The sequence below is a fragment of the Pseudomonas sp. Tri1 genome, from assembly GCF_017968885.1.
Taxonomy (GTDB): domain Bacteria; phylum Pseudomonadota; class Gammaproteobacteria; order Pseudomonadales; family Pseudomonadaceae; genus Aquipseudomonas.
Map to the genome: position 1 here is coordinate 3798216 of NZ_CP072913.1, position 17511 is coordinate 3815726.

The 17511-nt window shown below is 62.8% G+C and carries 11 protein-coding genes; 9 read left to right on the forward strand and 2 right to left on the reverse strand.

Features of this window, described 5'->3' with window-relative positions; genetic code table 11:
- Positions 1–19: 19 nt before the first annotated feature.
- From J9870_RS16160 to J9870_RS16200, 9 genes are all read left to right on the forward strand, one after another.
- Positions 20–1051, forward strand: coding sequence for an alpha/beta hydrolase (locus J9870_RS16160; protein ID WP_210639011.1), 1032 nt, complete (start codon positions 20–22; stop codon positions 1049–1051).
- A gap of 11 nt (positions 1052–1062) precedes the next feature.
- Positions 1063–2025, forward strand: coding sequence for a D-2-hydroxyacid dehydrogenase family protein (locus J9870_RS16165; RefSeq protein ID WP_210639012.1), 963 nt, complete (start codon positions 1063–1065; stop codon positions 2023–2025).
- Positions 2026–2652: 627 nt separating this feature from the next.
- On the forward strand, positions 2653–4224 hold the full coding sequence (gene glgA / locus J9870_RS16170; RefSeq protein WP_210639013.1) for a glycogen synthase GlgA: 1572 nt from the start codon (positions 2653–2655) through the stop codon (positions 4222–4224).
- Positions 4225–4231: 7 nt separating this feature from the next.
- Positions 4232–6034, forward strand: a complete 1803-nt coding sequence (gene treZ / locus J9870_RS16175) for a malto-oligosyltrehalose trehalohydrolase (RefSeq protein WP_210639014.1) — start codon at positions 4232–4234, stop codon at positions 6032–6034.
- On the forward strand, positions 6031–8109 hold the full coding sequence (malQ, locus tag J9870_RS16180) for a 4-alpha-glucanotransferase (protein WP_210639015.1): 2079 nt from the start codon (positions 6031–6033) through the stop codon (positions 8107–8109). Before treZ ends, malQ begins: the two co-directional genes overlap by 4 nt.
- Entirely contained in the window at positions 8106–10892 is a 2787-nt protein-coding gene (locus J9870_RS16185; protein WP_210639016.1) for a malto-oligosyltrehalose synthase, read from the forward strand. Before malQ ends, J9870_RS16185 begins: the two co-directional genes overlap by 4 nt.
- A gap of 20 nt (positions 10893–10912) precedes the next feature.
- Positions 10913–11251, forward strand: coding sequence for a DUF2934 domain-containing protein (locus J9870_RS16190; protein WP_210639017.1), 339 nt, complete (start codon positions 10913–10915; stop codon positions 11249–11251).
- Positions 11252–11387: 136 nt separating this feature from the next.
- Entirely contained in the window at positions 11388–13547 is a 2160-nt protein-coding gene (gene glgX, locus J9870_RS16195; RefSeq protein WP_210639018.1) for a glycogen debranching protein GlgX, read from the forward strand.
- A gap of 257 nt (positions 13548–13804) precedes the next feature.
- Positions 13805–14569 (forward strand): PIG-L family deacetylase, encoded by a 765-nt coding sequence (locus J9870_RS16200; protein ID WP_210639019.1) that lies wholly within the window; start codon positions 13805–13807, stop codon positions 14567–14569.
- A 194-nt stretch (positions 14570–14763) separates the two neighbouring features.
- On the opposite strand, the gene J9870_RS16205 is transcribed toward J9870_RS16200, so the two are convergent.
- Positions 14764–16233 (reverse strand): amidase family protein, encoded by a 1470-nt coding sequence (locus J9870_RS16205; protein ID WP_210639020.1) that lies wholly within the window; start codon positions 16231–16233, stop codon positions 14764–14766.
- Positions 16234–16250: 17 nt separating this feature from the next.
- A complete protein-coding gene (locus tag J9870_RS16210; protein WP_210639021.1) occupies positions 16251–17507 on the reverse strand; it encodes an MFS transporter in 1257 nt (418 codons plus the stop codon).
- Positions 17508–17511: the final 4 nt, after the last annotated feature.

Sequence of the window (17511 nt, forward strand, 5' to 3'; positions counted from 1 at the left end):
TGCCCCAAGGAGATTGACCATGTCGCGTCCCACCTCTCGCTGGTTGCCCAGCCTGTTCCTGAGCGCCGCCCTGCCCTTGCTCGCCCACGCCGAGAATCCGCCACAAGGCCAGGCCTACGGGCCGCAGCTCGAAGGGTTCGAATACCCCTATACCCTCAAGCATTTCGCTTTGCAGTCCCAGGGCCAGGCGTTGCAGATGGGCTACATGGACGTGCCGGCCCAAGGCAAGGTCAATGGCCGCAGCGTGGTGCTGATGCACGGCAAGAACTTCTGCGCTGCGACGTGGGGCGATTCGATCAAGACCCTCAGCGAGGCCGGCTACCGGGTGATTGCCCCGGACCAGATCGGCTTCTGCACCTCGAGCAAACCAGCCCATTACCAGTACAGTTTCCAGCAGTTGGCGAGCAACACCCAGGCCCTGCTCAAGGCCCTCGGTGTGCAGAAAGCCATCGTGCTCGGCCACTCCACCGGCGGCATGCTCGCCACCCGGTATGCCTTGCAGTTTCCCGATCAGGTCGAGCGTCTGGCGATGGTCAACCCCATCGGCCTGGAGGACTGGAAGGCCCTCGGCGTGCCCTACCGCAGCGTGGACCAGTGGTACGAGCGCGAGCTGAAACTCAACGCTGATGGCATTCGCAATTACGAGCGCACCACCTATTACGGCGGCCGCTGGAAGCCGGAATTCGAGCGCTGGGTGGACATGCTCGCCGGATTGAACAAAGGGCCCGGTCATGTGCAAGTGGCGTGGAACTCGGCGCTGATCTACGACATGATCTTCACCCAGCCGGTCTACTACGAGTTCAAGGACCTGAGTGTGCCAACCCTGCTGTTGATCGGTACCTCTGACACCACCGCCATCGGCAGCGACATCGCGCCGCCGGCGGTGAAAGCCAAACTGGGCCGTTATGAGGTACTGGGCAAGCAGGTTGCCCGGTTGATTCCCCGCTCGACCCTGGTGGAGTTCCCCAATCTGGGGCATGCCCCGCAGATGGAAGAGCCGGATCGGTTCCACCAGGCCCTGCTGGGCTGGCTGGACAAACCCATTCCCTGACGAGGTGTTCCATGGCGGTGCAAATAGCAGTCATCGACGATTGGCAAGACGTGGCACGAGACGTGGTGGACTGGTCGGTGCTGGACAATATCGGCCAGGTGACTTTCCTTCACGACTACCCAGCCGACCGCGACACCCTCGCACAGCGCCTGCAGCGCTTTGAAGTCATCTGTGTGATGCGTGAGCGCACATCGTTCGACGAAGGCCTGCTGCGCCGCCTGCCCAACCTCAAGTTGTTGCTCACCGGCGGCATGCGCAATGCCGCCCTGGACCTCAAGACCGCCACCGAGCTGGGCATCCAGGTCTGCGGCACCGACAGCTACAAGCACGCGGCCCCTGAATTGACCTGGGCGCTGATCATGGCCCTGACCCGCAACCTGGTGCAGGAAGCCAATGCCCTGCGCACCGGCCTGTGGCAGCAAGGCTTGGGCGGAGATCTGCACGGCAAGACCCTGGCGATTCTCGGCCTGGGCAGCATTGGCAAGCGCGTCGCGCAGTTCGGCCAGGTGTTCGGCATGCGGGTGATCGCCTGGAGCCAGAACCTCACCGAGGAAAAAGCCGCCGAAGCCGGTGTGACCTACGTGAGCAAGCAGGCGCTGTTCGAACAGGCCGACATTCTTTCGATCCATCTGGTGCTCAGCGAGCGCAGCCGCGGCCTGGTGGATGCCCAGGCCCTGGGTTGGATGAAGCCTGAGGCGCTGCTGGTCAACACCGCGCGTGGGCCGATCGTCGATGAGGCCGCCCTGATCGACGCCCTCCGGCACCAGCGCCTGGCCGGTGCCGCCCTGGACGTGTTCGCCCAAGAGCCGTTGCCGTCCGACCACCCATTCCGAACCCTGGACAACGTCCTGGCCACGCCACATGTGGGGTACGTCAGCCGACAGAATTACCAGCAGTTCTATTCCATGATGATCGAGGACCTGCAGGCCTGGGCGGCGGGCAAGCCGATCCGCTTGTTGACGCCAGTCACCTGATCTCAACTCCACCATAGCCTTCCCTGCGGGAGCGAGCTTGCTCGCGATAGCGGTGTACCAGTCACTCTCGATGGTGATGATCTGCCGCCATCGCGAGCAAGCTCGCTCCCGTAGAATAGTGTTTTTCCAACGCTGAAAATGGCCATCAAAACGCCTCTACCCCGCCCGCCCTCCAATGGTGCGTCGCGCCATTGCATCGCGCACGGCGATGAAACATCGAGTTGCCCCTACACCTTTTTGGTGACAAGGAACTGCACTTCGTCGGTGCGTATCCCCCTTTGTCGTGTAGGAGATTGCCGACAAAAACCGTGATTGTCCGACAATGCGACGAAGCGAGCCGCACCGCTCTAAGTTCTGACCTAGACTGCCTAACCGGGGGAAAAACCTACCGGTCATCCAGCTGAAAAAAAGTCGAAACTTTTCACAACGGCGACAGGTCAGGTTAGAGGTAGGGCAACAGCGGGTGGTGCATTCCTTGCAACCACCCTTCCACCTGATTCGCTTCGCCGCATTGGGCAGCGCTTTGCTTTCCTTGCGTAGCGCTTGTGCGCCTGGCCGCAGGATTCGGCCAATGAAACAACAGCTCTGGCGCTTGCCGGAAACAGATCGAGAAAATGGGAGAAAGTTATGATCAGTGCTGCCTTGGAACCACAGCAAGTCCGTTCTCAATTACCGCCGGCGGCTGAATCCCCGACGGCACCGGTGCTGGCCACCGGCGGCAAGGCACTGCTCCCCGTCGTTCGACAGAATCCCAATCGCAAGAAGGTATTGTTCGTAACGTCGGAAATCGCTGACCTGGTAAAGACCGGCGGCCTGGGCGACGTTTCGGCCGCACTGCCTCGGGCCATGGCCGGCCTGCATGATGTCCGGGTGCTGATCCCCGGTTATCCGCAGGTGATGAACAGCGGCAATCCCATCCACATCATCGGCGAACTGGGTGGCCACGCAGCGCTGCCGCCCTGCAAGATCGGGCGCATGGACATGGCCGATGGCCTGGTGATCTATGTCCTGATCTGCCCGGAGCTCTTTGCCCGCGAAGGCTCGCCTTACGGAGCCAACAACGGTCGCGACTGGCCCGACAACCACATTCGCTTTGCCCGCCTGGGCCTGGCCGCGGCCGACATCGCCGCCAACCTGGCACAGATCCACTGGTGCCCCGACCTGGTCCACGCTCACGACTGGCCAGCCGGGCTGGCACCGGCCTATATGCACTGGCGCGGCCAGCGCACGCCGACCCTGTTCACCATCCACAACCTGGCCTACCAGGGCGTGGTGAGCCTGGCGTCCTGCCCGGAACTGGGTATTCCCGAACACGCACTGCAACAAGAAGGCATGGAGTTCTACGGCAAACTGTCGTTCCTCAAGGCCGGCATGGCCTACTCCAGCCACATCACCACGGTCAGTGCCACCTACGCCCAGGAAATCACCACCCCGGCGTTCGGCTGCGGCCTTGACGGATTCCTCGCGGCCAAGACCCAACAAGGCCTGCTCAGCGGCATCCCCAACGGCATCGATGAAAGCTGGGACGCGGCCACCGACACGCACCTGTTCCGCCAGTTCGCCATGGGCGACTGGGAAGGCAAGGCGGTCAACGCTGCCCATGTGCGCGATCTGTTCGGCCTCGACGACTCTACCGGCCCGCTGTTCGCCGTGGTGTCGCGCTTGGTGTACCAGAAAGGCCTGGACCTGACCGAAGCGGTCGCCGAGTTCATCGTCGAGTCTGGTGGACAGATCGCCATCATCGGCCGCGGCGAACCGGAAGAAGAACAAGCCATGCGTGAACTGGCACTGCGCTTCCCCGGACGGATCGGCGTGCGCATCGGCTTCAACGAAACCGACGCTCGGCGGATGTTCGCCGGCAGCGACTTCCTGCTGATGCCCTCGCGCTACGAGCCATGCGGCTTGAGCCAGATGTACGCCCAGCGTTTCGGCTCGCTGCCGGTAGCGCGCAATACCGGCGGGCTGGCAGACACCATCGAGGACGGCATCACCGGCTTTCTGTTCGATGAGTCCACGGTGGAAAGCTACAAACAGGCATTGAGCCGGGCCTTCAAGGTCTTCGCCTTTCCCGACCTGCTCAACGCCATGCGCTGCCGGGCCATGTCGGCCCCTTTCAACTGGTGCAAGGCCGTGGAGCCCTATGCCGAACTCTACGAACAGCTAGTGGCCAAGTCACTGGGTAAATCGGCCAGACAATGAGGTAACAATGCCGTCAAGGACGCCTGAAACCTGGACCCATGGCGCGGTCATGCTCGATGCCGAGCACACCCGTTTCGCCCTCTGGGCCCCGGATGCTTTTTTTGTCAGTGTCGAGCTCGACACTGGCGAGTCAATACCGCTGCTGCCCCAAGCCGACGGCTGGTTCATGATCCAGACCCGCTGCCCCGCCGGCACCCGCTATCGCTACAACATCGACGGCGAACTGGAGGTGCCAGACCCGGCCTCCCGCGCCCAGGCCGGTGACATCGACCGCCACAGCGTGGTGGTCGATCCCCATGCTTATCAATGGCGCCACACGAACTGGTCCGGTCGGCCCTGGCACGAAGCGGTGATCTACGAGCTGCACGTCGGTGCCCTGGGTGGTTTCGAAGGGGTCGAGCAGCACCTGGCACGCCTGGCCGGCCTGGGCGTAACCGCCATCGAACTGATGCCGCTGGCGCAGTTTCCCGGCGATCGCAATTGGGGCTACGACGGCGTCCTGCCCTACGCCCCCCAAGCGTCCTATGGCACGCCGGAACAACTCAAGCACCTGATCGACAGCGCCCACGGCCATGGGCTGGCGGTCATTCTGGACGTGGTCTACAACCACTTCGGCCCCGACGGCAACTACTTGCATCGCTATGCCAAGGGGTTCTTCCGCGAAGACAAGCACACGCCTTGGGGGGCGGCGATTGACTTCCGCCGCCGCGAGGTGCGGGACTTCTTCATCGATAACGCACTCATGTGGTTGTTGGAATACCGTTTTGACGGCCTGCGCCTGGATGCCGTGCATGCCATTGAAGATCCGGACTTCCTCCAGGAGCTGGCGATCAAGGTGCGGCAGCAGATCGACCCGACCCGGCATGCCTGGCTGACCGTTGAAAACGAGCACAACCAGGCCAGCCTGCTGGAACATCACTACGACGCCCAGTGGAACGACGACGGCCATAACGCCCTGCATGTGCTGCTGACCGGCGAAACCGATGCCTATTACGCCGACTATGCCGAACAACCGACCGAACAACTGGCGCGCTGCCTCAGCCAGGGTTTCGTCTTCCAGGGCCACACCAATCGCCATGGCGAGGCCCGGGGCGAACCCAGCGGGCATCTGCCACCCAACGCGTTCGTACTGTTCCTGCAAAACCACGACCAGATCGGCAACCGTGCCCTGGGTGAGCGCCTGCATCAACTGGCCCCGCCCCAAGCCTTGCACGCGGCAATCGCCTTGTTGCTGTTGTCGCCCATGATTCCGTTGCTGTTCATGGGCGATGAAGTGGCCGCCGAGCATCCGTTCCTGTTCTTCACCAGCCATCACGGCGAATTGGCGGAGCTGGTGCGTGAGGGCCGGCGCAACGAGTTCGCGGCCTTCAGTGCCTTCGCCGATCCCGAAAATCGCGAGCGGATTCCCGACCCCAACGACGCCAGCACTTTCGAAGCCTCACGCCCGGTGTTCGAGGCGCAGCAAACCCAACAGCACGCCACCGAGGCGCTGTACCGCAAGCTGTTGAAGATTCGCCGCGAAGAGATCGTCCCGCGCCTGCCCGGAGCCCAGGCCCTGGGGGCCGATGTGCTGGGCTATGGCGCGGTCAGCGCACGCTGGCGGTTGGGGGACGGCAGCGTGTTACGCATTGACCTGAACCTCAGCGAGCAGCCGGTCGAGCATACCGCCCCGCAAGAAGCGCGCATTCTTTTCGAACATCCGCAGCAGACCATGGGTCTGTTGCAACAGGGCGCCCTTGCGCCCTACAGCGCGCTGGTCAGTCTGACGCAAGCGGCAAACGTGCCCAACATCACTGGAGAGCGCCTATGAGCGATGCGCAACTTGAAATTCTCGCCAGTCGAGCGGGCCTTGCAGTGGACTGGATAGACGCCAACGGCCGGGCGCAAAAAGTATCGCCCGCCGTACTGCGTTCAGTCCTGACGGGCCTGGGCCATCCCGCTGGGAGCGCCCAGGAAATAGATGCCAGCCTGCAGCAATTGCAACAGGATCAGCAGAATCATCAACTCCCACCGCTGATCACCGCTGACGTCGGTGTCAGCGTGGACCTGAGTCGCTATTTCGAAGCGGCAACGCCCTGCGAAATCAAACTCGAGGATGGCGCGACGCTGAACCTCAAACTCGACGCCGACGCCAAACTGCCGGGGATGATCCCGGTGGGTTATCAGCATGTCGCCATCCAGGACCAGCATTTCACCCTGGCCGTAGCGCCGGCCCGTTGCTACAGCGTAGCCGATGCGGTGGACGACCCGACGCCACGGGCCTGGGGCCTGAGCGCGCAGTTGTACGCGCTCAGGCGTCCTGGCGACGGCGGTTTCGGCGACACCCAGGCGTTGGAAGAACTGGCGCGGGTGGCTGGCGAACGCGGTGCCGATGCTATCGCCATCAGCCCGATGCACGCGATGTTCAGCAGCAACACGGGAAGCTACAGCCCTTACTCACCCTCCAGCCGACTGTTCCTCAACAGCCTGTATGCCGCGCCGGGCACCATTCTGGGTGAGCGCGCGCTGCGCACAGCCATCGATGCCACTGGCTTGACCAATCAGCTGCGCAGCCTGGAAGAACAACCGCTGATCGATTGGCCGGTAGCGGCCCAGGCCAAACAGAAAATCCTGCGTGCCTTGTATGACGGTTTCAGCCAGGGCGAACACCCACTGCATGAAGACTTCAGCAGCTTTCGCCACAGCAGCGGCGAAGCCTTGGAAAACCATTGCCGTTTCGAAGCCTTGCAGGCCGAACGCGCGGCTCGGGGAGAAAGCCTGGACTGGCGTCACTGGCCCGAAGAATGGCGTAACCCACGCAGCCCGGCGCTGACGCATTTTGCCGAAGAAAATGCTGACGAGATTGGCTACTACGCCTTTTGCCAGTGGCTGATTACCCGTTGCCTGGAGCGCGCCCAGAGCACAGCCAAATCCAGTGGCATGGGCATCGGCCTGATCGCCGACCTGGCGGTGGGCGCCGATGGTGGTGGCAGCCAGGCCTGGAGCCGGCAGGACGAACTGCTCGCCTCGCTGACCGTAGGGGCGCCGCCGGACATTCTCAACCGTTCCGGGCAAGGCTGGGGGATCTCGGCGTTTTCCCCGGAAGGCTTGGTACGCAACGGTTTTCGCGCCTTCATTGAAATGTTGCGAGCCAACTTCGCCCACGCTGGCGGCTTGCGCATCGATCATGTCATGGGGCTGCAACGATTGTGGGTAATCCCCAACGACGCCCCACCCGCCGATGGCGCCTACCTCTATTATCCGCTGGACGATCTGCTGCGCCTGCTGGCGCTGGAGTCCCATCGCCATCAGGCCATCGTGCTGGGCGAAGACCTCGGCACCGTGCCGGACGGCCTGCGGGAAAAACTCAGTGCCCGCGCGATCCTGGGCATGCGCGTGCTGCTGTTCGAACAAGACAACACCCACTTCAAGCCGATTCTCGACTGGCCGGACAACGCACTGGCAACCACCAGCACCCATGACCTGCCGACCCTCAATGGCTGGTGGCATGGTCATGATATCGACTGGAACGCGCGGCTGGAGTTGATCGACTCCCACACCGAGATGGACTGGCGCAAACATCGCGAGCGGGAACGCGAAGGCCTGCGCAACGCATTGAACCAGGATCCGCAGAATTTTCGCGAAGAACACCACGAGACCGACCAGGTGCTGGACGCCAGCGTGCGCTTCCTCGGCCATACCCGCGCGCCACTGGTGCTGCTGCCGATCGAGGATGCCCTGGGCATCGACGAGCAGGCGAACCTGCCCGGCACCACCGACACCCACCCTAACTGGCGCCGCCGCCTGGCCCACGAAAGCCAGGCGTTGCTGGATGCCCCGGACGCTGCCCGGCGTCTGGAAATACTCGCCTGCGCGAGACTTCAGGCGAGCGAGCGTGACCGATGAAACCGACGTTGATCCAACCACTGCGGGCCACACTTCGCCTGCAGTTTCATAAAGACTTCACCCTGGACGATGCCGTCCCACAGGTACCGTACTTTGCCGCGCTGGGCATCAGCCACATATATGCCTCGCCACTGCTCAAGGCCCGCGCCGGGTCCATGCATGGCTACGACGTCGTCGATCCGACCCAGGTCAATCCGGAGCTGGGCGGCGAAGCCGCGCTCAAGCGCCTGGTCGCGACCCTGCGCGAGCACGGAATGGGGTTGATCCTCGACATCGTATCCAACCACATGGCCGTCGGCGGCAACGATAACCCGTGGTGGCTGGACCTGCTGGAATGGGGGCGCCTGAGTCCTTATGGCGAGTTCTTCGACATCCAGTGGCACTCCCCTGACCCGTTGATGGAAGGCCAACTGCTGTTGCCGTTCCTGGGCAGTGACTACGGTGTGGCGTTGCAGGAAGGCACGCTGAACCTACGCTTCGATGCCTCCCAAGGCCGCTTCTATGTCGAGCATTACGAGCATCACTTCCCCATCTGCCCGATGCAGTACGGCGAGCTGCTCAAGCCCGCCGAAACCCTAGCGCCGGACCTGACAGAATCGCTCAAGGCCTTGGCCGAGCGCTTCACCACCTTGAACTACCAGACCGACGCCCATACCCTCGCCCGCCCGCTGCAGGCAGAGCTGCGGGACCTGGCCACCCAGCCGGGCATCCTCGCCGCCATCGCGGACAACCTGCGCGGCTATGACTCCCTGGAGCCCGAAGGCTTCGAACGGCTGCATCAACTGTTGGAGCGCCAAAGCTATCGCCTGGCCAGTTGGCGCACCGCAGCGGACGACATCAACTGGCGGCGGTTTTTCGATGTCAACGAACTGGGCGGCCTGCGCGTCGAGCGCCCGGCCGTGTTCGAAGCGACCCACGCAAAAATTTTCGAACTGATCGCCCAAGGCCTGGTAGACGGGCTGCGGATCGACCATATCGACGGACTGGCCGATCCACGCGGTTATTGCCGCAAGTTGCGCAGACGTGTCGATTCGCTTTCGCCGTCGCGGCACCTGCCGATTTTCATCGAGAAGATCCTCGGCGATGGCGAGACTTTGCGCCGGGACTGGAACATCGACGGCAGCACCGGCTACGAATTCATGAACCAGATCTCGCTGTTGCAACATGACCCGGCCGGCGCCGAGCCCCTTGCCGAGTTCTGGAGCCGTCTCAGCGAGCGGCCGGCGCACTTCATCGAAGAGGCGCGCCTGGCGCGCCAGCAGATTCTCAACGGGTCCCTGGCCGGCGACTTCGAAAGCGTCGCCCAGGCCCTGCTCCAAGTGGCCCGGGACGATGTGATGACCCGCGACCTGACCCTGGGGGCGATTCGTCGGGCCTTGCAGGAGCTGATCGTGCATTTCCCGGTGTACCGCACCTACATCAATCCATTGGGCCGCTCCACCGAGGACGAAGTGTTTTTCAACCAGGCCTTGGAAGGCGCCCGGCAAACCCTCAGCGAAGCCGACTGGCCAGTGCTCGATTGCCTGGCCGGCTGGCTCGGCGGCATGCCCTGGCGGCAACGACCACGCGGCAGCCAGCGCAAGCGCCTGCGCCACGCCTGCGTGCGTTTCCAGCAACTGACGTCACCGGCCGCCGCCAAGGCCGTGGAAGACACCGCGCTCTATCGTTCGGCGGTGCTGCTGTCCCGCAATGACGTGGGCTACAACACCGAACGTTTCAGCGCCCCGCCGCAAGCATTCCACGACGCCTGTCTCGAGCGACTGCAACACTGCCCCGACAACCTGGTGACCACCGCCACCCACGACCACAAGCGTGGCGAGGACACCCGCGCACGCTTGGCAGTGCTCAGTGAACGTCCGCACTGGTACATCGCCTGTGTGGAGCAATGGCGCATTCTCTCGCCTTCACTGCACAGCGACCCCGCAGCCCCCTCGACCGGCGATGAACTGATTCTCTACCAGGCACTGCTCGGAAGCTGGCCACTGGACCTTGATCTCCATGCCCCCCAGGCACTGGCCGACTACAACGAGCGCCTGTGGCAATGGCAACGCAAGGCCCTGCGCGAAGCCAAGTTGCAAAGCAGTTGGGCGGCGGTCAACGACGCCTACGAGCAGGCCACCCAGATGTTCCTCGAACGGCTGCTGCTGTGCGATGAAGGGCTGCCCCTGCGCAGCGCCATTGCCGAAGCGGTCCAGGCCATTGCCGCAGCGGGCGCCCTCAACAGCTTGGCGCAGACTTTGCTGCGAATGACCGTACCTGGCGTGCCGGACCTGTATCAGGGCAACGAATTCTGGGATTTCAGCCTGGTGGATCCGGACAACCGCCGACCGGTGGATTTCGAGGCGCGCCGTGAGGCGATGCACGCCGACAATACCCCGGCAGCGCTGATACGTGACTGGCGCGACGGCCGGGTCAAGCAGGCGTTGATCGCCAGGACCCTGGCGGTGCGGGCCGAACACTCGCAGTTGTTCCAACAAGGCAGCTATCAGCCGCTACCGGTGTTCGGCGAACACGCCCAACGGGTGCTGGCGTTCATGCGTGAGCACGAGCAACAACGGGCAATCATAGTTGTACCGATCCACGCAGCCGGCCTGCTGGAAAACAGTGCCGTGCCGCAGGTGGCTGCATCGGACTGGGGCGATACCCGTGTGTCGCTGCCATTTGCCGCCGAGGATGAAAAACTGAAGGGACTTTTTTCAAGCGCAGCAGTCACACCCCAAAGGGAGCTGATGGTCAGCGCCGCGCTGGGGGACTTCCCGGTCAATGTCTTTATCCAACCTTGAGTTCAGTCAGGAGCACCGCGATGAGTACCGACGATAAACGCATTCGTGAATTCGCCTATCAAATCTGGGAATCCGAGGGTAAGCCGACAGGGCAGGAAAAACGCCACTGGGAGATGGCGCGCAAACTGGCCGAAGCTGAAGCGCTCGCGCCGAGCAAACCGGCCAAGGCGGCGGCCAAACCTGCGGCCGGCAAGGCCGATGGCGCCAAGCCAGGCGCGGCCAAAAACACCGCAGCCAAGGCCGCGCCCAAAAGTACCGCCAAGGCCAAGCCTGCGACCAAACCTTCAGCAGCGGTCACGCCCGCTGAAAAACCTGCCGACAAGAAGCCACGGGCGGCACGCAAGCCGCCGGCGAGTTGACTCCTTCCTCACTGATCTCAAGCAAGCATCTCTTTGTGGCGACGGGGTTTATCCCCTCGCCACAGGGTTCAGCGCACAACCACCCGTCTTAACTTGAACAGCATTGCGTATCTGTCTGTCTTTTGCAGGAGCAACTATGACCCGTCCAAAAAAAACCACGCCGCCGCCCGTTATCGAGGCTTCGCGGATTCGTGAAGGGCTGCCTTTTCCGCTCGGTGCAACCTGGGATGGCCTCGGGGTCAATTTCGCACTGTTCTCAGCCAATGCCACCAAAGTCGAACTGTGTATTTTCGATGATGCCGGCGAGGTCGAGCTCGAACGCATCGAGCTGCCGGAATACACCGACGAGATCTACCACGGCTATCTTCCCGACGCCCACCCCGGGATGATCTACGGCTATCGGGTCTACGGCGCCTACGACCCGGAGAATGGTCATCGTTTCAACCCCAACAAATTGCTGATCGACCCTTACGCCAAACAATTGGTCGGTCAATTGAAGTGGTCCGAAGCACTGTTCGGCTACACCATCGGCCACCCCGATGGCGACCTCAGTTTCGATGAACGCGACAGCGCGCCATTCGTGCCCAAATGCAAAGTCATCGACCCGGCCCACACCTGGGGCAACGACCAGCGGGTCAGTGTGCCCTGGGACAAGACCATCCTGTATGAAACCCATGTCCGCGGCATCAGCATGCGTCATCCCTCGGTACCTGAGAACGTGCGCGGGACCTTCGCCGGGTTGATGGTCGACGACGTCCTGGAGCACATCCGCAAGCTGGGTGTTTCGTCGGTGGAACTGCTGCCGGTCCATGCCTTTGTCAATGACCAGCATCTGCTGCACAAAGGCATGACCAACTACTGGGGCTACAACAGCATCGCCTTCTTCGCCCCGGATCCACGCTACTTGGCCAGCGGCAAGATCGCCGAGTTCAAGGAGATGGTCGCGCACCTGCACGAGGCCAACCTGGAGGTCATCCTCGACGTGGTCTACAACCACACGGCCGAAGGTAATGAACAGGGCCCGACCCTGTCCATGCGTGGTATCGACAACGCCTCGTACTACCGGCTGATGCCTGACGACAAACGCTATTACATCAATGACTCCGGGACCGGCAACACCCTGGACCTGAGCCATCCGTGCGTATTGCAGATGGTTACCGACTCCCTGCGCTACTGGGCCACGGAGATGCATGTCGACGGTTTCCGCTTCGACCTGGCGACGATTCTGGGCCGATACCATGACGGCTTCGATGAGCGCCACAGTTTCCTCGTTGCCTGCCGCCAGGACCCGGTGCTGCGCCAGGTGAAAATGATTGCCGAGCCCTGGGACTGCGGCCCCGGTGGCTATCAAGTGGGGGGCTTCCCGCCTGGTTGGGTGGAGTGGAACGACAAGTTCCGCGACACGGTACGCGCATTCTGGAAAGGCGACGACGGTCAACTCGCCGATTTCGCCAGCCGCATGACCGCCTCGGGCGAAATGTTCAACCAGCGGGGTCGACGCCCTTACGCATCGGTGAATTTCGTGACCGCCCATGACGGGTTTACCCTCAATGACCTGGTCTCCTACAACGACAAGCACAACGAAGCCAACGACGAAAACAACCAGGACGGCAGTAACAACAACCTGTCCTGGAACCACGGTGTCGAAGGGCCAACGGACGATCCGGCAATCAACGAGCTGCGTAATCGCCAGATGCGTAACTTCTTCGCGACCTTGCTGCTGGCCCAAGGCACACCGATGCTCGTCGCCGGGGATGAGTTTGCGCGTACCCAGCACGGCAACAACAACGCCTATTGCCAGGACAGCGAAATCGGTTGGGTCAACTGGGACCTGAGCGAGGACGGCGCGGCGCTGCTCAAATTCGTCAAGCGCCTGATCAAGCTGCGCCTGACCTACCCGATCCTGCGGCGTGGACGGTTCCTGGTGGGCAATTACAACGAGGACATCGGCGTCAAGGACGTGACCTGGCTGGCTCCGGATGGCAGTGAAATGACCACCGAGCAATGGCATGACAGCCACGGTCGGTGCCTTGGCATGTTGATGGACGGGCGCGCCCAGGAAACCGGTATCCGTCGCAAGGGCGGTGACGCGACGTTGTTACTGGTGGTCAATGCTCACCACGACATTGTCAACTTCCTCCTGCCGGAAGTGCCTGAGGGCAGTTTCTGGACCTGCATGGTCGACACCAACCAGCCGGCGGTCCGTGGCCAGGAACGATTCGACTTCAACTCCGAATACTCAGTCACCGGACGTTCGTTGCTGTTGTTCGAACTGCAACGTGAGGACGAGGAGTAAAAACCGCGATAAACGGCGGCTGCAAACGAAGGCCCGCAGGGACGCGGTTCTTCAGCCCTGGGCAGCCCAGTTCGAATAAAAAAAGGCAGTTCAGACACACATGTGACGCGACGAATTGGCCGACATGGGCAATACTTCGCATGCGGGTGTTTCCAGGATCAGGAGCACCGCGGATCGCAGTCAGGCCCTTTTACGGGCACAATCGGGCAATTGGCCCGGTGCTGACTGAAAGATTGAATTCAACAAGGACGTCCCTCATGAAACCTGCCTCTCGCTTGCAAGGTCGGCATCATCCGCAGATATGGAACAGTGCCCCGCAACTGGCCGACATTCCTATCATCAGCACCCAGACACTCATCCCGGCCGGCGCCCGCGCCGTCATCCTCGCCCCGCATCCGGGCGATGAGGTCGGGGCCTGTGGCGGATTGCTCCAGTTGCTGAGCAACCTGGACCAGCCCATGTTATTGATTTCGGTCACCGACGGCAGCCATAGCCCCCCCGGCTCGCCACTGTGGAGCGACGAGCGCCTGCGTGCGCATCGCCCTCACCCCCAGGAAAGCGTGGACGCCCTGCATCGCCTGGGCGTACCGACCCATGGCCTGCAATGGGTGCGCGGCGGCTTCCCGGAAAAGGCCCTGGTCGAACACGAGGCACAGGTGGCGGCCTTCATTGGTCGATACCTGCGACCCGGTGATGTGGTATTCAGCACCTGGCGCATGGATGGCGACACCGACCACGAAACGGTCGGCCGCGCCGGAGCCCTGGCGGCTGAAAACATTGGTGCGGTATTTAACGAACTGCCGGTTTGGGCCTGGCACTGGCCAGTGCGCGAGCAGAACAAAATACCCTGGCACCGGGCACGCAAACTGCGCCTGGACGTCTGGACCACCGCCCGCAAGCGTCACGCAATGCATGCCTACGCCAGCCAGCTCAACGGCGAACCCGCCAGCGGCATCTCGCCGCTGGTACCGCGGGTCATCCTTGATCGCATGGGCATGCCGTACGAGATCGTTTTTATCTGAACGTGGGTGTTTCCACACTTCCCTGTGGGAGTGAGCTTGCTCACGATAGCGCTGGGTCAGCTTGTATCAATGCTGAATGTCCCGCCGCTATCGCGAGCAAGCTCGCTCCCACAGTTTTTCGGGGTGTTCGCGGAAATGGTGTTGACCACAAAAGCCCCTGTGGGAGCGGGCTTGCTCGCGAAGCGGACTGTCAATCAACGTTGATGTTGTGGGCGACAGGCGTTTACCGGCGGTACCCGGCCGCGCCACGGTTGGGCGCGTTCCAGTTGTGCGGCCAGGGCCAGCAAGGTGCTTTCCTCGCCAAAGCGGCCGGCGAAGTGCGCGCCCATCGGCAAGCCGTTGACGCTCCAGGACAACGGTACCGACATCGCCGGCTGGCCGCTGGCATTGAACAGCGCGGTGAACGGCGAGTAGCTGTGGTAGCGCTCCAGCAGTTGATCGAGGCTCATGCACACATCCTGAATGTCCAACTCGCCAATCGGCATCGGTTCACGGGTCAGGACCGGGCTCAGGATCAGGTCGTAATCCTGCATGAATACCGCCAGTTGCCGGCCCAGGGCATGAATCCACCCCACGGCGCCCGCGTACTGCGCGCCGCTGACGTTGCCCTTGTCTCGCAGGATGATCCGGGTGCGCACTTCCAATTCTTCGGCCTGCACCGCAAACCCACGCATCTGACCCAGCAGGTCAACGTAATGCCGCGTACTTGCACCTATGATGGTAAAGACCTGATCGAGAAATTCCGGCAACACCACCGGCAGGCTTACCGGTTCGACACGGTGCCCCAGGGATTCGCACAACCGCGCGGCCTCACGCACAGCCTCCAGGCTCTGGGGTGATGTCGGCCACGGGTCGAGCTGCTCGACCAGGCCGATGCGCAACGGCCGCGGGTCACGCAGTACCGCCGTCACATACGGCTGCGCCTGGACTGCAGCTGCGTACGGCGCCCCCAGATCCATCCCGGCGGTGGCATCGAGCAGCGCGGCACTGTCGCGCACCGACAAGGTAATCGCATGGGGCGTACCCATCCCGGCCCAGCCCTCACCCACCATCGGCCCCGACGGCAACAGGCCTCGGCTGGGCTTGAGCCCGAACACGCCACAGCAGGATGCCGGCACCCGCAATGAACCACCGCCATCGTTGCCGTGGGCGAACGGCACCACCCGGGCCGCCACCAGCGCCGAGGCGCCACCACTGGAGCCGCCCGAGCTATGCTCGGTGCTCCAAGGGTTGCGCGTGGCGCCAAAGCGCGAGGACTCGGTGGAGTACGAGGTGCCGAATTCCGGCGAGGTGCTGGTGCCCACGATCTGACACCCCGCACGCCGCAGACGCGTCACGACCTCCGCTTCGAAATCCGCACGACACGCGCCCAATGAGCGCGAGCCGTTGGTCATCGCCGCACCGTTGACCGGTGAAAACAGGTCTTTGATCAAGGTCGGCACGCCGGCCAGCAGGCCTTGCCCGGCCTGGGGCGTGTGCGCCGCCTCCCGTGCCGACTCGTACAGCCGCTCGGCAACGGCATTGATCTGCGGCTCGACCCGCTCAAGGCGCTCGATAGCCGCCTCAAGCAGCTCACCGGGCTGGACTTCGCCGCGCCTGACCCACTCGGCCAGCCCTGTGGCGTCTTCATTGTCCATCAAATGGTGGATGTCTTGCATAGCCATGCTTCAGGTTCCTTATTTCACAACGATTGACGTGATCCAACGGCGTTCGCATGACCCTGGCCCCGTGCGCGCAAGCCGACGATCACCCAGAGCAACGCCGCGATAAAACTCACGAGTGCCAACCACTGGATGGCATGACGCAGGTCACCGACAAAGGCGCTCACAAAGGCCACCACCAGCGGGCTGACGAACTGGCCGATGTACAGGCACGAAGTGAACCCGCCCAAACCACGGCCACGGGTAGTGGCAGTCAAGGCATTCATCACCGGCGCCATCACGTTGGGCACCAGCAATCCGGCGCCCAGGCCTTGGACGAGTGCGGCCACCAGTACTGCGTTGTAGCTCTGGCTGCGCATCAGCAACCACAGCCCGATGCCCATCAGGCCCAGCAACAAGGCGTTGCAACCGGCGATGCCGAAACGACGGCGCAACAATGGCCACATCAGCGAACCGACCAAGGTCGCCAGCAGGCTCAGTCCCGCCGCCAGGCCGATCATGGTGCTGGAGGTAATCCCCAGGCTGACCAGCAGCATCGGTGCCTGGATCGGCATGACGAAGGTCAGGATCATGCCGCCCAGGATCATCAGGTAGCCGACCACCAGCTGCGGCACCGCGACCTTGGCCAGGCCCGCCTCATCGGCTCGCGGCTCGACCGTTTGCCGCTTCACCAGTGGCGGTTCCCACAGCACGTTCACCATCGCCGGCACCAGCAGCAACGGCAGCAAGTACAGAAAGAATGGCGAACGCCACGAATGCTCCCCAAGCGCCCCGCCCACCACAAAGAACAGCGCCCCGACCAGGCCGATGGTGACTACCTGCCGGTTGACGTAGCGCATGCGCTCCTCGCCGTGCCAATAGTCAGCGATCAGGGTCGCGCAACAGGTCATCACCGCCGCTTCGGCGCAACCGAACAACAGCCGCGCGCCGACAATCGAAGGCAAGTTATCGAGGATGGCTGGCAAGGCCCCGAGCAAGGCGTAGAGCAGCGTGGCGATCACTAGCAGGACCTTGCGCCCGACCCGGTCAGCCAGCCAACCGGCCAACGGCGCGCACAGTGCAATCGCCAGGGCCGGACCGGTGATCGCCAATGGCACCAGCAGATCGGCGCGAGGCTCCATGGGGCCGAACTCGGCGCCCAATCGAGGCAGGATAGGCGCGACCATCGTCGAGCCCATGATGGTCAGGCTGCTGCCGAGCATCAGCACCAGTCCTTCACGGCGACTGGCCTGGCGCGACGGGGTCGCGGCCGTTGAAACGGAACTTGATTGGTTCATGGCG